Genomic DNA, 18,961 nt, shown 5'->3' on the forward strand with positions numbered 1-18,961 from the left:
CAGCCCGGGAAACTGCGAGGAATTTATCTCAAGGATAGACGGGAAACACTGGATGTGTCGTGCATGATCAAATTCACTTTTTTGGTCACGCACTGGGTGACCGGGCGGAGGCTGTTGTCCTGATTGCCAAAAGCGTAAGATCAGACCTATGGTTTCTAAAATCGCGTCATGAACAGGCGGGTAATCGGTTATGAATCGTTTGAGACTACATCTGGCCACGGCCGTGTTTATCGCCGGATCGGTGTTCGCGTCTTCAGTAGCTGCCGAAACCTGTCCATCGTTTCTTGACCACGACCAACGTAAACTTCATTCCAACGAAACAATCAATCTTTGTGATATCGCCGCAGGCAAACCCCTTCTGGTCGTCAACACCGCCAGTCACTGCGGTTACACGGGCCAGTTTGAGGGGTTGCAATCACTACACAATCGCTACGCGGATGAGGGCTTGGTGGTTGTTGGATTCGCCAGTGACACCTTCCGGCAGGAAGCGGATTCGGAGGAGGAAGCCGCCAATGTCTGTTTCATAAACTTCGGAGTCACTTTCACAATGATCGCACCAAGCGCCGTGACCGGCGCCGGGGCCAATCCGGTTTTCCGGAACATTAACCAGCAGAGTGAACCTCCTCGCTGGAACTTTACCAAATACGTGATCGATGCCAGGGGCAATGTGATCAGGTCTTTTCCGAGCAGCGTCGGGCCAGACGACCCAGAGCTTATCAAGGCTGTAGAGTCGGTACTTTAACCCGACCGTTTGTGGCAAAGGCAATCCAGGCACAGAGCGAACAGCTATTTCTGAAGCAGTTTCCTCTTCCCCTGACGCCGTTACTTCATGTCGAAGGCGCTGTCAGGAACAGACCATAGCTGGAAATTCTGTTATCACTGAGCGACTACCTGGAATTGGTGGATTTCACTGGGCGAATCATCAATCCCAACAAGCGCGGCCATATCCCGGAGCATCAGCCACCGATTCTGAAACGGCTGGGGCTCAGCACAGACAAGGGGCTTGTCGAAGCCACCGAGTTTGAAGCCCGTTATCAGGATAACCGGCGGGGTTCACCTGGATGGGCGACGATCCGCGGCCTGACGTAACGCTCTCACCCTTCCCTATCCATTACTGGCGATGGCCCTGGACAGCTATCGGTCCTAAACTGGCCAACTGGCCAACTGGCCAACTGGCCGAGTTTTGGGCCAAACCTGTCGCTAAAAGCTCTTTGCGAGCATTTCTGTCCGATTCACTGCGCTTCGCCAACCCCAACGATTACTCTCGGGAGGCTTCTTTTGCCAATGCCTGTCCTAGTCCGTCCATGACATCTCGCATCTGGTGAACCCGCGCATCCCTGGTAAATTACTTTAATAATTAGACTGTCGAACTTTTTTACACCGGAAGTTACTTGATCAGCATTTTCCCGCGCGTTGGTCACTCTGTATCTCCCTTTCCTTTGATTAGAACAACAATTCTTAAGGTGGGTATGGCCTATGCTTACAATGCATGTTCACTCAGACCAAAAGGAGTACGAGTGATGCATCCTATAAAGTATTTGCTGTTACTCGCGGGCGCCGCAATCAGTTTGCCGAGCCAGGCTGTTCCCGTGTATTGGAACGTTTTTAATATCGAGGGTGAGTCCTCTATCGGCGCAGATCTGGTTACCTATGATTCCCTGACCGATATGCTGACCGACATCAACCGGACCAGTGTCAACACGCTGTCCGGAGTCGGGGCCAATGTGGTGGGCGGCGGTTCCGATGGTACAAACTTTTGGAATGTATTTAATATCGAAGGTGAGTCCAGAATCGGTGCGGACATCGTAACCTACGGTAGCCTGATGGACATGCTGACAGATACCAACCGGGCCAGTGTTAACACCCTGGGTGGGTTCGGAGCCAACATTGTCGGCAGCGGTTCTGATGGTTCGAGCTACTGGAATGTGTTCAACATCGAGGGCGAGTCCGCCATCGGTGCGGACATCGTAACCTACGGCAGCCTGGCGGATATGTTGTTAGACACCAATCGAACCAGCGTTAACACTCTGGGTGGGTTTGGAGCCAACATCGTAGGCAGCGGTTCTGATGGCACAAGCTACTGGAATGTGTTCAACATCGAGGGCGAGTCCGACATCGGTGCGGACATCGTAACCTACGGCAGCCTGGCGGACATGTTGACCGACGTAAACCGCACCAGTGTTAGCACCCTGACTGGGTTCGGAGCCAACATTGTCGGCAGCGGTGCCTTCAATTTTGACAAGGGCATTCAAGTTTCCGAACCTGCCCACTGGGGGATGTTACTTTTCGGCTTGTTCGGACTGTACCTCCGCCGCCGATCCAGCAACGGAGTCCGGCTGAAAATCGTTTTATCCGGAATACCAACCACCTGTCCTGACGCGCCCGGGGTTCATCGCCGATGAGCAAATGACAGAAATCACGGTGTTGGAGGCAACGCACGAGGAATCTTGCTGCAACAGCCAACGGCCGTTCAAGGTCCTCTTGGTTCAACCGCCACGTCCAGACGTCGGCGGCATTGGCCCAGGTATCAAGATTCTCGTCGAAGGTCTCGTAGATGACGTTGGCCCCGGCACCATCGACAAAGCCCGGATTATTCCCGCTCCGGGTGGACCTGAAACGGGGTCAGGATCACCACTGTCAGGAAATATTACAACACCCAACAAACGCCGGGGTGCCAGTGATTGCAATTCACTCATTACGGAAGTGTTTCGTCCTGATGGTGCGTTAATTGCGCGAGATTCCACATCATAAACGCGCTGGAGAATCACTATGGGCTATCGAGCATTCACATCATTGGTCGCGCTGCTGATAGCGGTCGTCGCAGCGCCTGTACATGCCCTACCCATTACCTTTACTGCGACACTGAGCGGCGACCAGGAAGTACCCCCGGTGAACACCACGGCCAGCGGCACAGCGACACTGACCTTAAACGATGCCCAGACGCGTCTGGAGATGATGGTCGAGCTTTCTGGCCTCGACCTGGACGGCTTACAGACACCGGATTCCGGCGACAATGTGGTGGGAATGCACATCCACGCGGCACCGCCCATGACCAACGGGGGCGTAGTCTTCGGCCTCATGAATCCGAACAATGACCTGAACGGCGATCTCCTTATCGACCCCGTCAACGGAACCGTATTCAGCGCCTGGGATCTGTCGGAGGGCAACAATACGACACTTGCCGCACAACTGTCGGCCCTCCTGGAGGGTCATCTCTATCTCAACATCCACACCGTCGAGTACCCGGGAGGGGAGTTGCGAGGTCAGATTGTAAGGGTTTCCGAACCCGGTTCGTTGCTATTGCTGGGCCTGGGCCTCCTGGGGCTCGTCACTACCAGACGCCGTCGGTAATTGGCCTGTTCATCGCCGGGTCCCTCTTTCGCAATCACTTGCCAGGCCTGGCGAGGCAATTGGTGTTAACCCGGATAAGGCATATTCTGTCAGCTTGCCGCGTCGTCACTGGTCAGCGATAACCTATATATCTAACCAATAGAGATATAGCCATGTCTAATCACCCTCCTAAAGCCAGTCTGAACGTAATACCTGACGCCCCCGACCTAAGGGACCGATACTACCAACCCAGCCTTTCTCCTTTGCGGGATGAACTTCCACCTCCCCAGGATCTGTACATTCTCGACCAGGGCAACGAAGGCGCCTGCACCGGCTTCGGCCTGGCGGCCACAATCAATCTGCTTTACCGGTTCCAGAACAAGTCCCTGAAAGTTAGCCCGTGGATGTTGTACACAATGGCGCGGCTCTACGACGAATGGCCTGGCGAGGACTACGAGGGCTCAAGTTGCCGAGGGGCCATAAAGGGTTGGCAGAACAGTGGCGTTTGCCTGGAAGACGTCGCGCCCTACGAGCCCGAACAGGGCGGTTTCGTCATAACACCCGAAATATCGGCCAACGCGAAGAATCAGACCATCGGCGCCTACTACAGATTGCGGCCCGACATAACGGATTTTCACGCCGCCATTAACGAAGCCGGGGTGATCTATGCCTCTGCAAAGGTCCATAAAGGCTGGTACGTCACCACCAGCGACGCTGATGGGGAAAGTTACATCCCACCTGGCGATGCTGTGGTCGGAGGCCATGCCTTCGCCATCGTAGGCTATAACCGCAAGGGGTTCTGGATTCAGAATTCGTGGGGCGAAGAGGGCTGGGGTGACCGGGGACTGGCGCTGTGGCTATACAGCGACTGGGCCAAACATGTGATGGACGCCTGGGTTGTGCAGATGGCCCTACCAACCCCGGATATTTTCAGTGGTGGCAGCCTGCCCAACCGTAATTCAGTCGCGAACCGTCCAGAATTCTTCCGCACCGTCGCACGACATGAGATCGAGCACCACTTCGTTCATATTGACGATGGCAGTTACCATCCATCCGGTCGCTACTGGAGTAATGGAAACCACATGGCTGTCATTCAGCAGGAGCTGGAGAGCCGTGAATTTGATCATCTCCTTATCTACGCCCACGGAGGACTGAACAGTACCAAAGCTTCTGCCAAACGTATCAAGGCTATGAAAAACACGTTCCTCGACAACGGCATTTACCCCTTTCATATCATGTATGACACAGGATTACTCGAGGAACTGAAAGACGTCGTGCTGGGGAAGCGTGACGCTGCCGAGAAAATTGCCGGTGTCATCACCGACTGGATCGATCGCCGTATCGAGAACCTTACCCGCCGACCTGGCAGGGCACTTTGGCGCGAAATGAAATACGGCGCTGAAACGCCCTTCGATACCGCGGACTCCGATGGAAGCGACATACTCCGGCGAATCCTCGGTGCCGCTTTTGGCTTGGACCGCGAGATCAAGATTCACATCGTCGGCCACTCCACCGGCGCCATTCTTCATGCCTACCTGTTGACCCGTGCCCTGGAGCTATTTCCTGAGCTGACCATCAGCACTTGCTCACTGCTCGCACCTGCGGCCACCAATGAGTTATTCGATGCCCACTATCGAGAACCGCTGTCTGATAAACGAATCAAGGACATGTGCATCTATAACCTCACGGAACAACAAGAGCTCGATGACCATGTGGCTGGCGTTTACCGAAAGTCATTGCTGTATCTGGTGTCCCGTGCATTTGAAGACAAACCCATCACTCCGCTGCTCGGAATGCAAAAATACAATAAGGCGCTGGATACTGAAGGCCTGCCGGTGGACTTCGTCTACAGCAAGCACTCCAAACGACCCCGAAGCAGCAGCGACAGCCATGGCGGCTTTGACAATGATCCACACACCATGAATGACGTGCTGAAACGTGTCCTGGGGAAAAAGCCAAGAGCAGAATTCACAAAGGAAAATCTCTCGTACTGATAGTTGAGCCAGCAGGGTTAAATGTAACGATGCTAGCGTAGCTGGTAAGCCCCACCCTAGATATCAATAGCTCGGCGTCGGCAAAAGCCGCGGTGGCAACGGTCTGAAAACCGCTTTGCCTACCGCATGACGTCCCGCAAGGACCGCTCAATCTGACAACCACAGTAGGCGTTGCCCAAATCCCGTCGCTGATTGCCCAGAAAACGTTGCATAGAGGGGCTATCTTCCACTCTGCGGCAGAGATGCGCCACCCGAGGGGCATTGTGTTTCAGGTCGCCGGCGAGTTCCGGGAAGCTGTGGATGAGGGTGCCGAACAGTGCGGCAGTGGCGATATCAGCGACCGTGAGCCTTGAGCCCAACAGATAGCCGGTAGCCGGCATCCGGCTCGAGTCGATGCGCCGCGCCGGTCTTCTCGAAGATGGTCATCCAGTCGGCCAGGCGATGGGCCCTGAAATCGTTCCACGAATCCTGATCCCTCATCACCATGCCATTGTGATTGGTGATTTCCATAAGAATATCGTTGCAGTCCAGCATCACCTTCAGAGCAACGGTTTGCTGCTCAGGCTCGTCGGGAAGAGAATGGAAGTCCTTCGCCAGATGTATGAGAATCGCCGGCATCTGGGCGAGCCAGATCCAGGCCCTGCTGTCATAAAGATACGGGGTGCCATCCCCGGATACTGAAAATTCAGGTTCTTTTCAGGGTAGACCTCGCCTGCATCCTGCTTCCGATAGTCCGCCCCAACCTCTTCCAGGAAAAGCTGGATAAAATTTCCGCGGAAGGGCAGGCTGCAGTAATCGGGTTCGTAGTCCTGCATCGTGATTCTCCCGCACCACAGGTACAAAGGTAACGGCTGACTGGAGCGTAGCGCACAGGCAAGTGGCTATCGGTTGCCATGCCCAACGCCATGGCGCAGCCTGACAACGAGGCGCGGTGGACTGCCCAGCTCAACGACCTGGTAGCGATAGGGCGACTGGACGCCGAAGACCCATGTCACAACAGCCTCGAAATTGCACGTCAGCTCCAGCTCGGAGAGCACGGGCAGATCTGGCCTACGCTCCCGATCGGCGACTGTGGGCTGACCCGCCTCGGTGTACGCCCTCGCCGGGTACAAATGAACCTCGAGCCAGCCATCAACGGCCAGGTGGGTCACCCTGCCGAAGCCGCACTTCCGAACAGGTTGGTCGATGTACTCAGTGTGATACCCCGGGACCCGCTCATCGAATTCAAAAACGACCTGATCGAAGCCTTCGTGGGTGCCGGTACGGATGGCGACGGGTCTCTTTCCTTGAACCCACCGCCGCAGCCGGCCACGGCGAGACAGATGGCGAGCATCGCGGCACTTTTTCGTGGGGTCTGCATACCCCTTCCTTGCTCGACTTGCAGCGTCTTCAGGCTCCCCGGCGACCTGCCTGAGTCGTCAGCCCGATCTGCCAGCTCAACCCCTTCGCCTGAAAATAAGGGCGCGGGAGGGGAAACAAACCCTTCCCGATTTCCCGCTCCCTTCCTCCCATCAACCATGCATCTCGCTCAGACGCCTTTACTTTCAGTGATTCCTGCCCTTCCTCATTCAGTTTACAGGGCTGGATTTGTGGTATCCGCCAAGTCATGCTATTGAACTCTAAAGTTCTCTTCCATGACTGAAAGTGACCATGCAGCAATCATTTAATTCCATATACACCCATGGGTTTATCCGCGCAGCGGTCTGTATCCCCTCCGTGCGGGTGGCCGATCCGCAGTTCAATGCCGAGCGGACCCTGGAGCTGGCCCGCCGCGCCTCTGATCTTAAGGCGGCGATCGCCCTGTTTCCCGAGTTGGGTATTTCAGCCTATTCCAATGATGACCTTTTCCACCAGGACGCCCTTCTGGATGCTACTCTGGAGGCCGTCAGCCGCCTGATTGAGGAAAGCCGGTCGCTGACGCCGGTGCTGCTGATAGGCGCGCCCCTGAGGTTCGAGGGCAAGCTGTTCAATTGTGGTGTGGTGATCCACCGGGGACAGGTGCTGGGCATTATTCCGAAGAGCTACCTGCCCAACTATCGCGAATTCTACGAGAAGCGCCAGTTCAGCGCGGCCCGGGCTGCGGTGGGACAGGAAGTGCGCTTCCTGGGCGAGAAGGTGCCTTTTGGCAATGAGCTGATCTTCAACGCCGTCAATCTCAAGGGTTTCTCCCTGCATGTGGAGATCTGCGAGGATGTATGGACGCCCATTCCCCCCAGCACCTATGCCGCCCTGGCCGGCGCCACCGTGCTGGCCAATCTCTCGGCGAGCAACGCCACCATCGGCAAGGCCAAATACCGTCGCGACCTGTGCGCTTCCCAGTCGGGCAAGTGCATCGCCGCCTACCTCTATTCCGCCGCCGGGCCTGGTGAGTCCACCACCGACCTGGCCTGGGACGGCTACGCGCTGATCTACGAGAATGACGAGATGCTGGCCCAGGCCGAGCAATTCTCGGACGAGGAGCAGGTCATCGCCGCCGATATCGACCTGGAGCGCCTGGCCCAGGACCGCATGCGGATGACCAGCTTCAACGACGTGGTCACCGACCACCGTGACCGGGTCCGGGCCATCCGCCAGATCGATTTCGAATTCCAGGTACCCACCGGAGAGATCGCCCTGATGCGGGACGTGGGCCGCTTCCCCTACGTCCCCACCGATCCCGCGGAGCGCGATGAGCGCTGTTTCGAGGCCTACAACATCCAGATCCACGGCCTGATGAAGCGCATGAACAGCGCAGGCCTGGAGCGGGTGGTCATCGGGGTTTCCGGCGGACTGGATTCCACCCACGCGCTGATCGTGGCCGCCAAGACCATGGACCGGCTCGGGCTGCCCCGCAGCAATATCCTGGCCTATACCCTGCCCGGCTTCGCCACCAGCGACAAGACCCTCGAAAACGCCCTGGGTCTGATGGAGGCGCTCGACGTCACCGCGGAAGAGATCGACATACGACCTTCCTGCATGCAGATGTTCGAAGACCTGGGCCACCCCTTTGCTCAGGGCGAGGAGGTCTACGACGTCACCTTCGAGAATGTCCAGGCCGGCCAGCGCACCTCTCACCTGTTTCGGCTGGCCAATCATCACAATGCCATGGTGCTGGGCACCGGCGATCTGAGTGAGCTGGCCCTGGGCTGGTGCACCTATGGCGTCGGTGACCACATGTCACACTACAATGTGAATGCCTCGGTGCCCAAGACACTGATCCAGCATCTGATCCGCTGGGTGATCAATTCCAGACAGTTTGAGGAAGACACACGCGATATCCTGCAATCCATCCTGGATACTGAGATCTCACCCGAGCTGGTGCCGGCGCCGGAGGACGATCGCGACCGCCCCGTGGACGAAAAGCCCATCCAGAGCACTCAGGACAAGATCGGCCCTTACGATCTGCAGGACTTCAACACCTACTACATCACCCGCTACGGCTTCCGCCCCAGCAAGGTCGCTTTCCTCAGCTACCACGCGTGGAGCGATAAACGGCGTGGCTCCTGGCCGGACCTATTGCCGGTGGAGAAGCACATCGAATACGACCTGCCCACCATCCGCAAATGGCTGGAGGTGTTCCTGTACCGCTTCTTCAAGATCAGCCAGTTCAAGCGCTCCTGCGTGCCCAACGGACCCAAGGTGGGTTCCGGCGGTTCGTTATCTCCCCGCGGTGACTGGCGGGCACCCAGCGACTCGGAGGCGCAGGTGTGGCTGGACGAGTTGCGGAGAAACGTGCCGGAGTACTGAGTTCATGCTGCGCCCACCCCTCCTTTCTGCCTGGGGGCTTCGACCGCTGGACAGGACAAACCTACCGGCGCCGGCGCGAATGGAGCGATGGCGAGATTCTGACACTCGGGAGCCTCTCCTTTCGGCTGTGCCGGTCCTTATTTATTTCATGCGCTCGATATCGCAGGTGCTAAGTGTTCGAAAATGTCGACATTGTTTACACTTCGGTTCCACCGCATTTTTCAACCGCTTCAATCCAGACGTAAAACACATCATGGCGCGGACGTTGCTGAAACTTTGTCCATATCCCGGCTACCGTGTTGGTGAAAGTCATGAACTCCCATTTCTCAGGTTTCAGTCTTCGAGGCTCCAGTCGTTGGCCGGTTTAATTCGTCATGCTGAGTGGGCTGTTGGTGCCATCCGTCACTCAGGCCGGGTTGCTCTGGCAGACCCTGACCGAAGGGGATATTGATTCATCGCCAACCGTGAGTGATGATCATCTTTTTGTCGGGTCCGGCGATGGGTTTATTTACTCTCTGGATGCCTTAACCGGACAGGTCGTTTGGCAATCGGCAACCGGTGGCCCGGTGGACTCCAGCCCGACGCAGAATAATGGATTGCTCTACGTCGGTTCGGGGGATGGCACCTTAAACGCTCTGGACACCCAGACTGGTCAAACTGTCTGGACCACCAACACCGGTGGTGCGGTCGTTTCTTCCCCGGAGGTCGTAGGCAACGTGGTCTACTCCGGTTCGGGTGATGGCTCCGTCTATGCGATGAATTCGGCCACGGGGGAAATTCTCTGGCAAACCCCCACTGGCGGCTCTGTGGACTCCTCACCGACGGTGGTCGACCGCATTGTGTATGTAGGTTCGGCCGATGGCAGCCTCTATGCGCTGGATACCACCACCGGCGCCATCGTATGAGTTACTTCAACCGGTGGCGCGATTAATTCCAGCGCCGCCTTGTACGATGGCTTGGTGTATGTGGGCTCCGGTGACGGCCAACTATATGTAACTATATGTGCTGGATGCGTTGAACGGGCTGGTGGAGCAGACGTTTCAGACCGGCGGCGCCATTGATTCGTCACCGACCATTGCCGGAAATGTGGTGTATTTCGGGTCGGACGACAACATAGTGTATGCGCTGTCCATCGAATCCTCCGTCGATGTGTCTGAGCCGTCAGGCCTGGGCTTGGCAATGCTTTCTACTGCGGCTTTAGTCTTGTCACGACGCCTGCGTTCTGCCCCGTCGAAGGCACTTGGCAGGCGCAGACGATTGGCCGAACACTTCTGTGTCCGAACATAAATCTGTCCCGGTTCCTCCAAAGGCTTTCGATCAGGTCGAAAGAATGAACGGCCTTCACCCGCCAGGTAATCATGACAGGCTTGCCAAAGATCGCTCAGACATTGTTCCTCATGGACAGACACTTCTATAAACCTGCGCCCCATCGGGGCGGCACTTGTTAATTTTCTGTGGCGGGATCAATTTGACCGGCTTATTAGCAATTCAGGTTGTTGTCCACAGGATAATAGCACCTAAGGGCAATGAAACAGCAGCCATTCTAACCGGCCACAATATAAACTCTCTTCTATAAACTGGCGTTGTCTTAGGTTTAGGAACCTGCTTCCAAAGCCCCCATAGATAAAAGTTGAGCGCAACTTCAAAAATGAGAAATACAGTCGCCACCCAAAGTCCAATAAGATTGAAAATGTGCACACTTCCGATAAACCACACGCATACCTGAACATCATGCCCGCTAAAATCCGTGCTGTATTTTGCGTCTAGGAGGCCACCGGTTATGAGCGCGAATACCGAAAGCATCGCAAATCGAAGTGCACTATAGTGCCGAATTGCAGCATGAGTATCTGTAAAATCTCGCAATTTACACTCCGATTGGTTAACACTTGGGCTCAGCGACTGGTTTGGAGGCGCAACGCACCGGAAAGAAACTTGGCTTCGATAAATACGCCAGGCTTTTCACATACTGTCCATCCCGGCACCTGTTCACCTCCAGATAGGGATTTGAACGTGAACATGGTCTAGCCCTCCACCAACAGTAAAGGCAGGGTGATGCATTAAACGGACCATTGAAGGACCCTAAAGAAAATCAATCAGTTGCAAATAGAAGATATCCAGAGTGTAAAGAAAATCGACTCGCCAAGCATGGCCTACCCCAATGGACAGACACCTCTATTCAGCCTTTTTTAATCATAAAAATCCCCGGCAATAGCCGAGGCTTATAAAGATAAAAACTATGACTTTTTCTTTCTCCTGGAAATCCCGATTGCTGCCAGCCAAAGTGCAAGCAGAGCAATTGATGCCGGCTCTGGAACTGATGCCGAAACGAATTGAAGATTGGCCCAGAATTACCGGGCTGGCCCTTATAAAATATTAATCTAGAACTCATATCGTTTGCTGAACCATCTACCAAACCAAGCCAATTCAAGGCAGAATTAAAATATACGGTGCTTGAACCAAAAACAAATTCATCAATACCAAGATTATCTGCAAGAATATAATATTCTACGCCCGCAAGCAGGTCGAAACTCGTTTTTGCGTACCTCGCACCATCTATCGTACCGGCAACAAAGGTACCACTCTTGTACCTTAAGATAACGCAGATGAGCCTACTAAATTCTGGATTGAGCGGTCAAAGATCCCTATATTGTGCGCTGAAGAAATGCCGTCAGACCCGAAATCCCAAAGCCCTAATCCTGTCACAGGTATATCTTGGTTGAGGCTAAATGAGTAGCCTGTAGCATTAGGAAAATCCCCTAAGAATCCTCCTCCGAGATAATCAGCTGCATGTGTTGGTACTGCGTTAGCATTCCCACAAAAACGTTAGCAGAAAATCTTAATTTTTTACAGATTTAACTAAAAAATGTTTTATCAGTAATTACGCCATATCCATTTTTTTACTGATTTTCATACTTTTTAAAGTAAACCCACATACCGTGTCACTAACTTGTGCAAGTTATCTCGACAGGTTTTTACCTAACGCTGGGCTAATCAGCGCCGGCGCGATAGCGGAGGGAACCAAAGGCGGCGCGTTTTTTTGCCTACTGCTCATGGACAGACTCTTCCATCCAAATGACCACAACAGCCTACTAACATGACTCTTGAAGGTTCGCGCCAATGGTGATTCGATAGCGAAAGGAAGTCTTTACCGTTGCTGAGGACTAGCATGTCCCGCCCGGGAGAACAGCAGATTTCGCTAGCCGATACGCCCTACTGCCACGTCGCCTCCCGCTGCGTGCGCCGGACTTTCCTGTGCGGTATCGACCATCAGACGGGCCAAAGCTACGAACACCGCCGCCAATGCATTGAGCAGCATATCCGGATGCTGTCTTCCATCTTCACCGTGGAGCTCTGCGCCTACGTCAACCACTACCATCACTGGTAATCACGCAGGTCCATCTCAACATCCACGCCGCTGGAAATGCGATCGCCGGGATGCGTTATGACCACCTCACCCCCGGAAAGGCCTTCCGTCACCTGGGTCCACAGGCCACTCCGGCGCCCCGTGCTCACGGTTTTCAGAACGGCCCGGCCACTCTCTGAAACAAAAACAGCCCAGCTGTCGTCACGCCGGAACAGGGCACTGGAAGGCACCTGCACCACATCCTCGCCTTCCCACAGAATGAAGCGTGCCTCCACCCGGAAGGCGTCCCCCAGTTCCGGCCACTGCTCCCTGGGTGATGTAATCTCAACCCTCACCGGTACCCGCTGCTCATCAACACCGAGAGCGGACACCCGGGTATAGCCCGCGGGCTCCACGCGGAGCACTCGCCCCTCGAGTTCATCCTCCCGGCCCCAGCGGTCCAGAACCACACGCATGCCGGACTTTACCTGCACGGCGTCCATGGATAGCAGATCCACGCGCACCTCGAGTGTGCTGAGATCCCCGATCTCCAGGATTTCCTCGCCGGCCTGTACCGGCCCCTCGCAACATCGGTAGACACGAGTAACGGTACCGCTGATGGGTGCCCTCACGGCCAGGCTCGGCTGTTCCACCGGGGCGCGCTCGCCATCCGCAATCTCAACCACCGCCCGGGCCGCCTCCAGCTCAAACCTCGCCACTTCAACGGCGTGGCGGGCGGAGCGCTCCGCCGCTCGGGCCGACTCACGCTGACTCCGCCGCCGATCCCGCTCCTCGGCAGAGATCGCGCCTCGCTCATGCAGGCGCTGGGCGCGCTCGTATTCCTTCTGCGCCAGCTCATGCTGCGCCACCCGGGCCTCGAACTCCGCCTCGGCGGCCTTCAGGCGAGCCCGGGCGGCGGACACCCGCTCCCTGGCCTGCTCGCGGGTCCGTGCGTCGAGAGCCGGCGTAGGAAGGGATTCAAGCTCAAACACCGTATCACCGGCCTCAACCCGATCCCCCGGATCGAGCTCGACGCGACGCAGAAAACCACTGATGGGGGCGGAAACATGATGCGGTTCGGGAAGGTGCGTTGCACCCTCATCCTCGACGTACTCGGTGAATGGTCCCCGACGGACCTCGGTAGCACTGACCGGAACCGGCGAGGGTTTAAGGGCGAGAATCAGAAGGCCCACCAGCACAAGGCCCGCGATGCCGATCAGAAGTTGCTTTCGATTCATGGTGGTCTCTACTCAGCGGTTTTCAGTGCATCAATCATATTCAAACGGTAAAGACGTCGCGCGACGAACAGCAGCGACAGGATCGCGGCAAGCAGCACACCCGCCGCGGCAAAAGCGTAGGTCTGATGGGTAATCACGAAGGGCACCCGGAAAAGGTCCATGCTGATGCTCTGATTCAGCAGCCACGCCAGCGCTGTCCCCAATCCCCAGCCGATGGGAATCGACACCAGCGTCAGAATGCCGATCTCACCAATGAGGATCCAAGCCACTTCCGCCCGCGTGAACCCCAGGACCCGCAGGGTCGCCAGCTCCCGGGCACGCTCCGCAAACGCAATGCGCGCGTTGTTGTAGAGCACGGCGAAGGCGATGGAACCCGCCAGCACCAGCACGAATCCCATCATGAACAGCATCGTATGCTCAATGTAAGAACTGATGCTGGCACGCGACTCACTGATCATCCCCACACTGGTGACCAGCGGCATGTCCCACAGGCGGTCGAATAACGCCTCTTCGCGGCTCTCGTCGGTAAGCAGCCAGGCACCGGTCACGGCGGGCCCCTCGCGCAACAGCCGATTCAGTGCGCCGCGCTCCATGTAGGCGCCCATCCCAACCGGCTCATTGACGGTGCCGGCAACCGGCACCGTCAGTGTCCGGCGCTGGCCCTCCATCACCTCCACTTCGACCGTCTCCCCGACCTCAACGCCCAGGTACTCGGCTAGATACCCCGTCAGGAGCAGCCCGTCCGCCGGCAGAGTGATGTCACGGTAAGAGGTGTCGATGAGTCCACGCAGCCCACGACTCGCATTCATACCCTCAATGGCCGTGCGGTACTCCCGGTGCCCGTGCCTGAGTCGGATCGCTACATCCCGAAAGGTCTCTACTGCCTTGACGCCCGGCTGATTCAGGAGGCTGGTCTTAACCTTCGGAGCAACCGTTTCCGAAAAATAGAGATTGGTGTCCGCCTTCTGGACCAGCCGGTACTGGGTATCGATCAGGTGGTCCACCGCACTGAACTGGAAGCTGCCCACCAGAATCAGCGCCCCGGAGAGACTGATGCCAAGCACGGAAAATGACGCCTTCAACCGGTGTCGGCTGAGGTTTCGGATGATGATGCGGGTGGACTGGCTCAGCCAGCCCCAAAGCACCGAACGCTCCAGTGCTGTCTGATGGAAGGCCTCCGGCGCGGGAGGGCGCATAGCCTGGGCGGGCGGCAGCCGTGCAGCCCGGCTCACGGCGCGGAACGTTCCCAGCCCCGCCGCGGCTCCGGCTATGGCGACACCCAGCAGTATCACCCTTGGCTGAAGCCGGAAATCCATGGCCGGAAAGCGAAAATACTCCATGTACATCCTGGCCAAACCGCTGGCTGTCCACCCGCCAAGTACCACCCCAAGGCCACACCCGATAACCACGATCAGAGCGGTCAGGAGGCCGTAATACCATGCAACATCCCGATTGCCGTAACCAAAGGCCTTGAGCACCGCAACCTGCTGCCGCTGCGTGTCGATGATGCGGGCCATCAGTACATTCAGAAGGAACGCGGAGACGCCGAGAAAAATCGCGGGCAGGACCGTAGCGGAAACCCGCAGCTGATCCAGCTCCTGGGACAGAATACGCTGGGAGATCTGATCCTCACGGTTGTAGGCGCCCAATCCACCATAGGGCGCGAGTATCCCATCCACCGCATCCATCACTGGCCCGGCGGATGCCCCGGATTGCAGGCTCAGCACCAGGCGATTGAAGGCCCCGTCCATATCAAAAGAAGCTGCCAGAGCGCGCCGGTTCATCCAGAGAACGCCGAACCGCTCGTAATCCGGCAGCAGGTCACCCGGACCCAGCTGATAGATGAACTCGGGAGACAGGGCCACACCGCTGACGCTGAGGGTCTTCAGGCGTCCATTGATAATGGCGGACAGGCTATCCCCCGCCTGCAGGCCGTGGGCCTCGGCGAAGGGCTCGCTCAACACGACCTGGTCACTGCGCCCGGATTCGGGCAGCGCCCCTTCCCGCAGGTGGAGGCGGTTCAGGTCGGGCTGGCCCCCATTGGGCACGGAAAGCACCTGGCCCCGCACCGGATCACCGAATCCCGGCACTTCCAGCCGCACCGGGGCCTGAACCATGGTCTGAACGAGGTTAACACCCTCAACCTCCCGGATCTGCTCGGAAACACGCTCCGGCGCACGCTTGAGGTCAACAAAGACATGAGCGAAATTGAAGTCCTCGTAGAAGCGATTCCTGGACAGCGATATGGCGTCCAGCGCGGTGACCAGCATGACCAGGGTCATCACCCCCGCCGCAATGACCACGGCAATGGCGGCAACCTGCCCCCTGAGCATGGTCAGGTCCCTGACGAGCTTCAGCCTGAGCGTCCTCACCAGTGAAGCTCGCCCGGCGCCGCGCGCCGTTCGTTCACATGGATACTGGCCACCCGTCCATCACTGAGCTGGATGACCCGTTCCGCCATCTGACCAATTATCACGTTATGTGTAATGACAACCGTGGTAGTCCCCAGCTCCCGATTCACATATTCGAGCGCCTCGAGAACGCGCACCCCGGTTTTCGAGTCCAGAGCCCCAGTGGGCTCATCGCAGAGCAGGACATCGGGACGCTTGGCAATCGCCCTGGCAATGGCAACGCGCTGCTGCTCACCCCCGGAGAGCTGGGACGGAAAGTGGTCCATCCGCCCTTCCAGACCGACCATCGACAGGGCGTCTTCCGGTGTCATGGGGTTGCGGCTGATCTCGGTGACAATGGATACGTTCTCACGGGCGGTAAGACTGGAGATCAGGTTATAGAACTGGAAGACAAAGCCCACATGGTCTCGCCGAAATGCAGTGAGTGCCTTGTCAGAGGCCCGAACCAGGTTCTGATCTCCATACATCGCCTGCCCTTCCGTGGCACAGTCCAGTCCGCCAAGAATGTTGAGAAGTGTGGACTTGCCGGAGCCTGAGGCTCCCAGCATCACGCTGAGCTCACCGGCATACAGATCCAGGTCCACGCCCCTGAGGGCATGGATCTCCATCTCGCCCATCACATACACCTTGGTCAGCCCCCGGGTGGAGAAGACCACCCGCGATGACCCAGTTGAATGCTCCATCATGCCTCCCTGGTTTGCCAGTATGCCCCACCGTCCGGGTATGATGGGCCTGGCGCCATGATTCGAAGCCTCATCTATGACACGCTCATCCTCAAGCTCACCACCCGCTGGCACACCAAAGTGCCGGAGCGCCTTCCGGAAGGCACCGCGCTACTCGACGTGGGTATTGGCGCGACCCCTGCGACATGCCCGCAGCGGACAGACACTTCCTATCCAGATCGTACACTTCCCATCCAGATCACATAATCACTCAAATACCGGCTCATCCCACCAGGGATAGAAAGACGGCATATCGCTCGATACCCGGTTGGGGAATACCGCCGGCCGCTTCTCCAGGAAGGACGTTACGCCCTCACGGGCATCGCCGGACTCCCCGCGCGCCTGGATTGAGCGACTGTCGATACGATGGGCGTACATGGGATGCGGTGCCGCCGACATCCGCCAGAGCATCTGCCGGGTCAGCGCAACCGAGACCGGTGCGGTGTTGTCCGCGATTTCCCGGGCCAGGGCATAAGCCGCCGGAAGCAATTCGCCCGGCTCGTGCACCGAACGCACCAGACCATGCTTGAGCGCCTCCTCGGCCCCGAAGATCCGGCCCGTCATGCACCATTCAAGTGCCATTGGCATGCCTACCAGGCGGGGCAGAAACCAGGAAGAAGCCGCTTCCATGGTAATGCCGCGTCGGGCAAAGACGAACCCGAAGCGGGCCTCGGTGGAAGCGAGCCTGAAGTCCATCGGCAGCTGCATGGTCGCGCCGATACCCACGGCAGCACCATTGATCGCGCCAATGACAGGTTTCAGGCTCTTGTAGATACGCAGGGTGTTGGTGCCTCCCCCGTCACGGTAGACTTCACCCACCTTCAGGGATTCCCGCGAAAGATCCCCGGATCGGGCGTTTCGGTCAAAGGTGGAACCACCCGATGAGAGGTCCGCACCCGCGCAGAAGCCCCGGCCGGCACCGGTGATGACCACCGCTTTGACGTTGTCGTCGGCATCGGTTTCATCAAAAAGCGCCAGCAGTTCCTCCCGCATTGTGGAGTTATAGGCGTTGAGCTTATCGGGACGGTTCAGGGTAATGGTGGCAATCCCCTCGTCTACGGAATACAGGGTGGTTTCAAGCGATGGTATAGGCATGGGCTCTCCTTGGGTGGTAAGTGAAAAGGGGGGATTTCCCCGCAAAAAGAGGTGGTGTACAGATATCCTAGTTGATTCGCTGCGGTCGGACCTTATCAAGGTGTGGGCGCATCACCATGCACCACAAACGACACGGGATAGATGTCCGCAAACCACTCGCTTCGTCGACAGGTAGACTGACCCCGGTGAGGAGTCCATACCTGTCCTTCTTTGGGTTCGGTTTTCACCTTGCTCCTCATGACATGGAGCAAACGGTCTGAGTGTCTTACGAATGGCTTTTTGGCCGCGGCTGCCCTATTTATCCGGCTGAATCGAGACGCGCCGGTCCGGGGGCGGCAGTTTTGGCAGGATGGCCTCCGCGTCAACCTCGTGGGTAGCGAAAAAAGCTTCTGCTGCCTCAATCAGAACCGCCTGGGTTTTGAGGATACCAAGATAGACCGGCCATTCGGCGTCGATCAGTTCCGTGCTGTAATGGTCCGGATCGACTTCAGTCAGCCGTGCCAGAAACCGGAACTCCATTTCGTTCATGACGGTGTAATCGCACCGTTCGTGCAGAAACATGCCCAGCATCTGCTGGGCATTGTACGAGTCATGGCGGACCAGGTCGGTACCGATCCGTCGCTCGAGTCGATCACTGTAGACAAACCATTTGCGCAGACAGATGCTGCCCTGCAGATCATCGAAGGAGTCCGGTTGTCGGGCAGGTTGCGCAAACACACGGTCACGCCAGGTTAACACCGGCCCTACGGCGTGCATCCGGTCCGGCAGCGGCATCCATAGCGGGTTGGCGAAGACCGCGTTGGCTGTTCCATGTTCCAAGGCCCAGGCCTGGCGTTTGCGCGGCATCGGGCGAAAATTGGCTGCGATACCGGTCTGCAGGGCGAACTCATTGATCACCTCGACCAGAATGCCTTTGTCAAGGTTATGACCATAATAATATGGCAGAAAGCCCTCGTCCGAGCCCATAATCTGGAGCGTTTGGGACCAAACTGGAAGAGACCAGAATGCTGCGATGATCAGCAGCCCTATTCTCATTGGATCCTCCTCTCAATGATCGATCGGGGCCGTCCGACGCTTGTCCGACGTTGCCTTGGCCAGATAA

The 18,961-nt window shown here is 57.1% G+C and carries 15 protein-coding genes and 1 pseudogene; 7 read left to right on the forward strand and 9 right to left on the reverse strand.

Features of this window, described 5'->3' with window-relative positions:
• Positions 1 to 190: 190 nt before the first annotated feature.
• The 4 genes from BM346_RS03185 (at position 191) to BM346_RS03205 (ending at position 5,324) form a co-directional block, all read left to right on the forward strand.
• The gene (locus BM346_RS03185) at positions 191 to 742 is read left to right on the forward strand and encodes a glutathione peroxidase (protein ID WP_092008839.1); all 552 of its coding nucleotides are present in this window, start codon (positions 191 to 193) and stop codon (positions 740 to 742) included.
• Positions 743 to 1,391: 649 nt separating this feature from the next.
• Positions 1,392 to 2,402 carry a hypothetical protein gene (locus BM346_RS03195; protein WP_217648224.1) on the forward strand — a complete coding sequence of 337 codons (1,011 nt, stop codon included), beginning with the start codon at positions 1,392 to 1,394 and terminating at the stop codon, positions 2,400 to 2,402.
• 367 nt (positions 2,403 to 2,769) lie between these two features.
• Positions 2,770 to 3,351 carry a CHRD domain-containing protein gene (locus BM346_RS03200; protein WP_092008842.1) on the forward strand — a complete coding sequence of 194 codons (582 nt, stop codon included), beginning with the start codon at positions 2,770 to 2,772 and terminating at the stop codon, positions 3,349 to 3,351.
• A 152-nt stretch (positions 3,352 to 3,503) separates the two neighbouring features.
• Positions 3,504 to 5,324 (forward strand): C1 family peptidase, encoded by a 1,821-nt coding sequence (locus tag BM346_RS03205; RefSeq protein WP_092008843.1) that lies wholly within the window; start codon positions 3,504 to 3,506, stop codon positions 5,322 to 5,324.
• A gap of 119 nt (positions 5,325 to 5,443) precedes the next feature.
• Here the strand turns inward: BM346_RS03205 and BM346_RS18420 are convergent, their stop codons facing one another.
• The 3 genes from BM346_RS18420 to BM346_RS18495 all read right to left on the reverse strand — a co-directional run bounded on the left by BM346_RS18420 (position 5,444) and on the right by BM346_RS18495 (position 6,646).
• Positions 5,444 to 5,704, reverse strand: coding sequence for a glutathione S-transferase family protein (locus BM346_RS18420; protein ID WP_092008844.1), 261 nt, complete (start codon positions 5,702 to 5,704; stop codon positions 5,444 to 5,446).
• Complete coding sequence (locus tag BM346_RS03215; RefSeq protein ID WP_092008845.1) at positions 5,658 to 5,942, reverse strand: hypothetical protein; 285 nt, start codon at positions 5,940 to 5,942, stop codon at positions 5,658 to 5,660. Before BM346_RS03215 ends, BM346_RS18420 begins: the two co-directional genes overlap by 47 nt.
• A gap of 263 nt (positions 5,943 to 6,205) precedes the next feature.
• Complete coding sequence (locus tag BM346_RS18495) at positions 6,206 to 6,646, reverse strand: AMIN-like domain-containing (lipo)protein (protein WP_455236431.1); 441 nt, start codon at positions 6,644 to 6,646, stop codon at positions 6,206 to 6,208.
• Between the two features lie 328 nt (positions 6,647 to 6,974).
• On the opposite strand from BM346_RS18495, the gene BM346_RS03225 reads away from it, so the two are divergent.
• A complete protein-coding gene (locus BM346_RS03225; RefSeq protein ID WP_092008847.1) occupies positions 6,975 to 9,050 on the forward strand; it encodes an NAD(+) synthase in 2,076 nt (691 codons plus the stop codon).
• A gap of 374 nt (positions 9,051 to 9,424) precedes the next feature.
• Positions 9,425 to 9,955: an outer membrane protein assembly factor BamB family protein gene (locus BM346_RS03230; protein WP_092008848.1), complete on the forward strand. Its 531-nt coding sequence runs from the start codon at positions 9,425 to 9,427 to the stop codon at positions 9,953 to 9,955.
• A 1,329-nt stretch (positions 9,956 to 11,284) separates the two neighbouring features.
• Here the strand turns inward: BM346_RS03230 and BM346_RS18435 are convergent.
• A pseudogene (locus tag BM346_RS18435) lies at positions 11,285 to 11,359 on the reverse strand (PEP-CTERM sorting domain-containing protein); the annotation flags it as partial.
• 857 nt (positions 11,360 to 12,216) lie between these two features.
• On the opposite strand from BM346_RS18435, the gene BM346_RS03250 reads away from it, so the two are divergent.
• Positions 12,217 to 12,435: a hypothetical protein gene (locus tag BM346_RS03250; RefSeq protein WP_092008851.1), complete on the forward strand. Its 219-nt coding sequence runs from the start codon at positions 12,217 to 12,219 to the stop codon at positions 12,433 to 12,435.
• Here the strand turns inward: BM346_RS03250 and BM346_RS03255 are convergent.
• From BM346_RS03255 to BM346_RS03280, 5 genes are all read right to left on the reverse strand, one after another.
• Entirely contained in the window at positions 12,426 to 13,631 is a 1,206-nt protein-coding gene (locus BM346_RS03255) for an efflux RND transporter periplasmic adaptor subunit (RefSeq protein WP_092008852.1), read from the reverse strand. The two genes, BM346_RS03250 and BM346_RS03255, sit on opposite strands and share 10 nt — an antisense overlap.
• A gap of 8 nt (positions 13,632 to 13,639) precedes the next feature.
• On the reverse strand, positions 13,640 to 16,003 hold the full coding sequence (locus BM346_RS03260; RefSeq protein WP_092008853.1) for an ABC transporter permease: 2,364 nt from the start codon (positions 16,001 to 16,003) through the stop codon (positions 13,640 to 13,642).
• Positions 16,000 to 16,725 carry an ABC transporter ATP-binding protein gene (locus BM346_RS03265; RefSeq protein WP_174805189.1) on the reverse strand — a complete coding sequence of 242 codons (726 nt, stop codon included), beginning with the start codon at positions 16,723 to 16,725 and terminating at the stop codon, positions 16,000 to 16,002. Before BM346_RS03265 ends, BM346_RS03260 begins: the two co-directional genes overlap by 4 nt.
• A 246-nt stretch (positions 16,726 to 16,971) precedes the next feature.
• Positions 16,972 to 17,859 carry a crotonase/enoyl-CoA hydratase family protein gene (locus BM346_RS03275; RefSeq protein ID WP_092008855.1) on the reverse strand — a complete coding sequence of 296 codons (888 nt, stop codon included), beginning with the start codon at positions 17,857 to 17,859 and terminating at the stop codon, positions 16,972 to 16,974.
• A gap of 294 nt (positions 17,860 to 18,153) precedes the next feature.
• Positions 18,154 to 18,894, reverse strand: a complete 741-nt coding sequence (locus tag BM346_RS03280) for a type 2 periplasmic-binding domain-containing protein (RefSeq protein ID WP_092008856.1) — start codon at positions 18,892 to 18,894, stop codon at positions 18,154 to 18,156.
• Between the last annotated feature and the right edge of the window lie 67 nt (positions 18,895 to 18,961).

The sequence above is a fragment of the Marinobacter daqiaonensis genome (assembly GCF_900115285.1).
Taxonomy (GTDB): Bacteria; Pseudomonadota; Gammaproteobacteria; order Pseudomonadales; family Oleiphilaceae; genus Marinobacter; species Marinobacter daqiaonensis.

Bases quoted from the DNA above. Each gene is read 5' to 3' on its own strand.
- BM346_RS18420 (WP_092008844.1), bottom strand. From the start codon at position 5,704: ATGCCGGCTACCGGCTATCTGTTGGGCTCAAGGCTCACGGTCGCTGAT.
- BM346_RS03250 (WP_092008851.1), top strand. From the start codon at position 12,217: ATGTCCCGCCCGGGAGAACAGCAGATTTCGCTAGCCGATACGCCCTAC.
- BM346_RS03215 (WP_092008845.1), bottom strand. From the start codon at position 5,942: ATGCCGGCGATTCTCATACATCTGGCGAAGGACTTCCATTCTCTTCCC.
- BM346_RS03205 (WP_092008843.1), top strand. From the start codon at position 3,504: ATGTCTAATCACCCTCCTAAAGCCAGTCTGAACGTAATACCTGACGCC.
- BM346_RS03185 (WP_092008839.1), top strand. From the start codon at position 191: ATGAATCGTTTGAGACTACATCTGGCCACGGCCGTGTTTATCGCCGGA.
- BM346_RS03265 (WP_174805189.1), bottom strand. From the start codon at position 16,725: ATGGAGCATTCAACTGGGTCATCGCGGGTGGTCTTCTCCACCCGGGGG.
- BM346_RS03225 (WP_092008847.1), top strand. From the start codon at position 6,975: ATGCAGCAATCATTTAATTCCATATACACCCATGGGTTTATCCGCGCA.
- BM346_RS03280 (WP_092008856.1), bottom strand. From the start codon at position 18,894: ATGAGAATAGGGCTGCTGATCATCGCAGCATTCTGGTCTCTTCCAGTT.
- BM346_RS03275 (WP_092008855.1), bottom strand. From the start codon at position 17,859: ATGCCTATACCATCGCTTGAAACCACCCTGTATTCCGTAGACGAGGGG.
- BM346_RS03200 (WP_092008842.1), top strand. From the start codon at position 2,770: ATGGGCTATCGAGCATTCACATCATTGGTCGCGCTGCTGATAGCGGTC.
- BM346_RS03255 (WP_092008852.1), bottom strand. From the start codon at position 13,631: ATGAATCGAAAGCAACTTCTGATCGGCATCGCGGGCCTTGTGCTGGTG.
- BM346_RS03230 (WP_092008848.1), top strand. From the start codon at position 9,425: ATGCTGAGTGGGCTGTTGGTGCCATCCGTCACTCAGGCCGGGTTGCTC.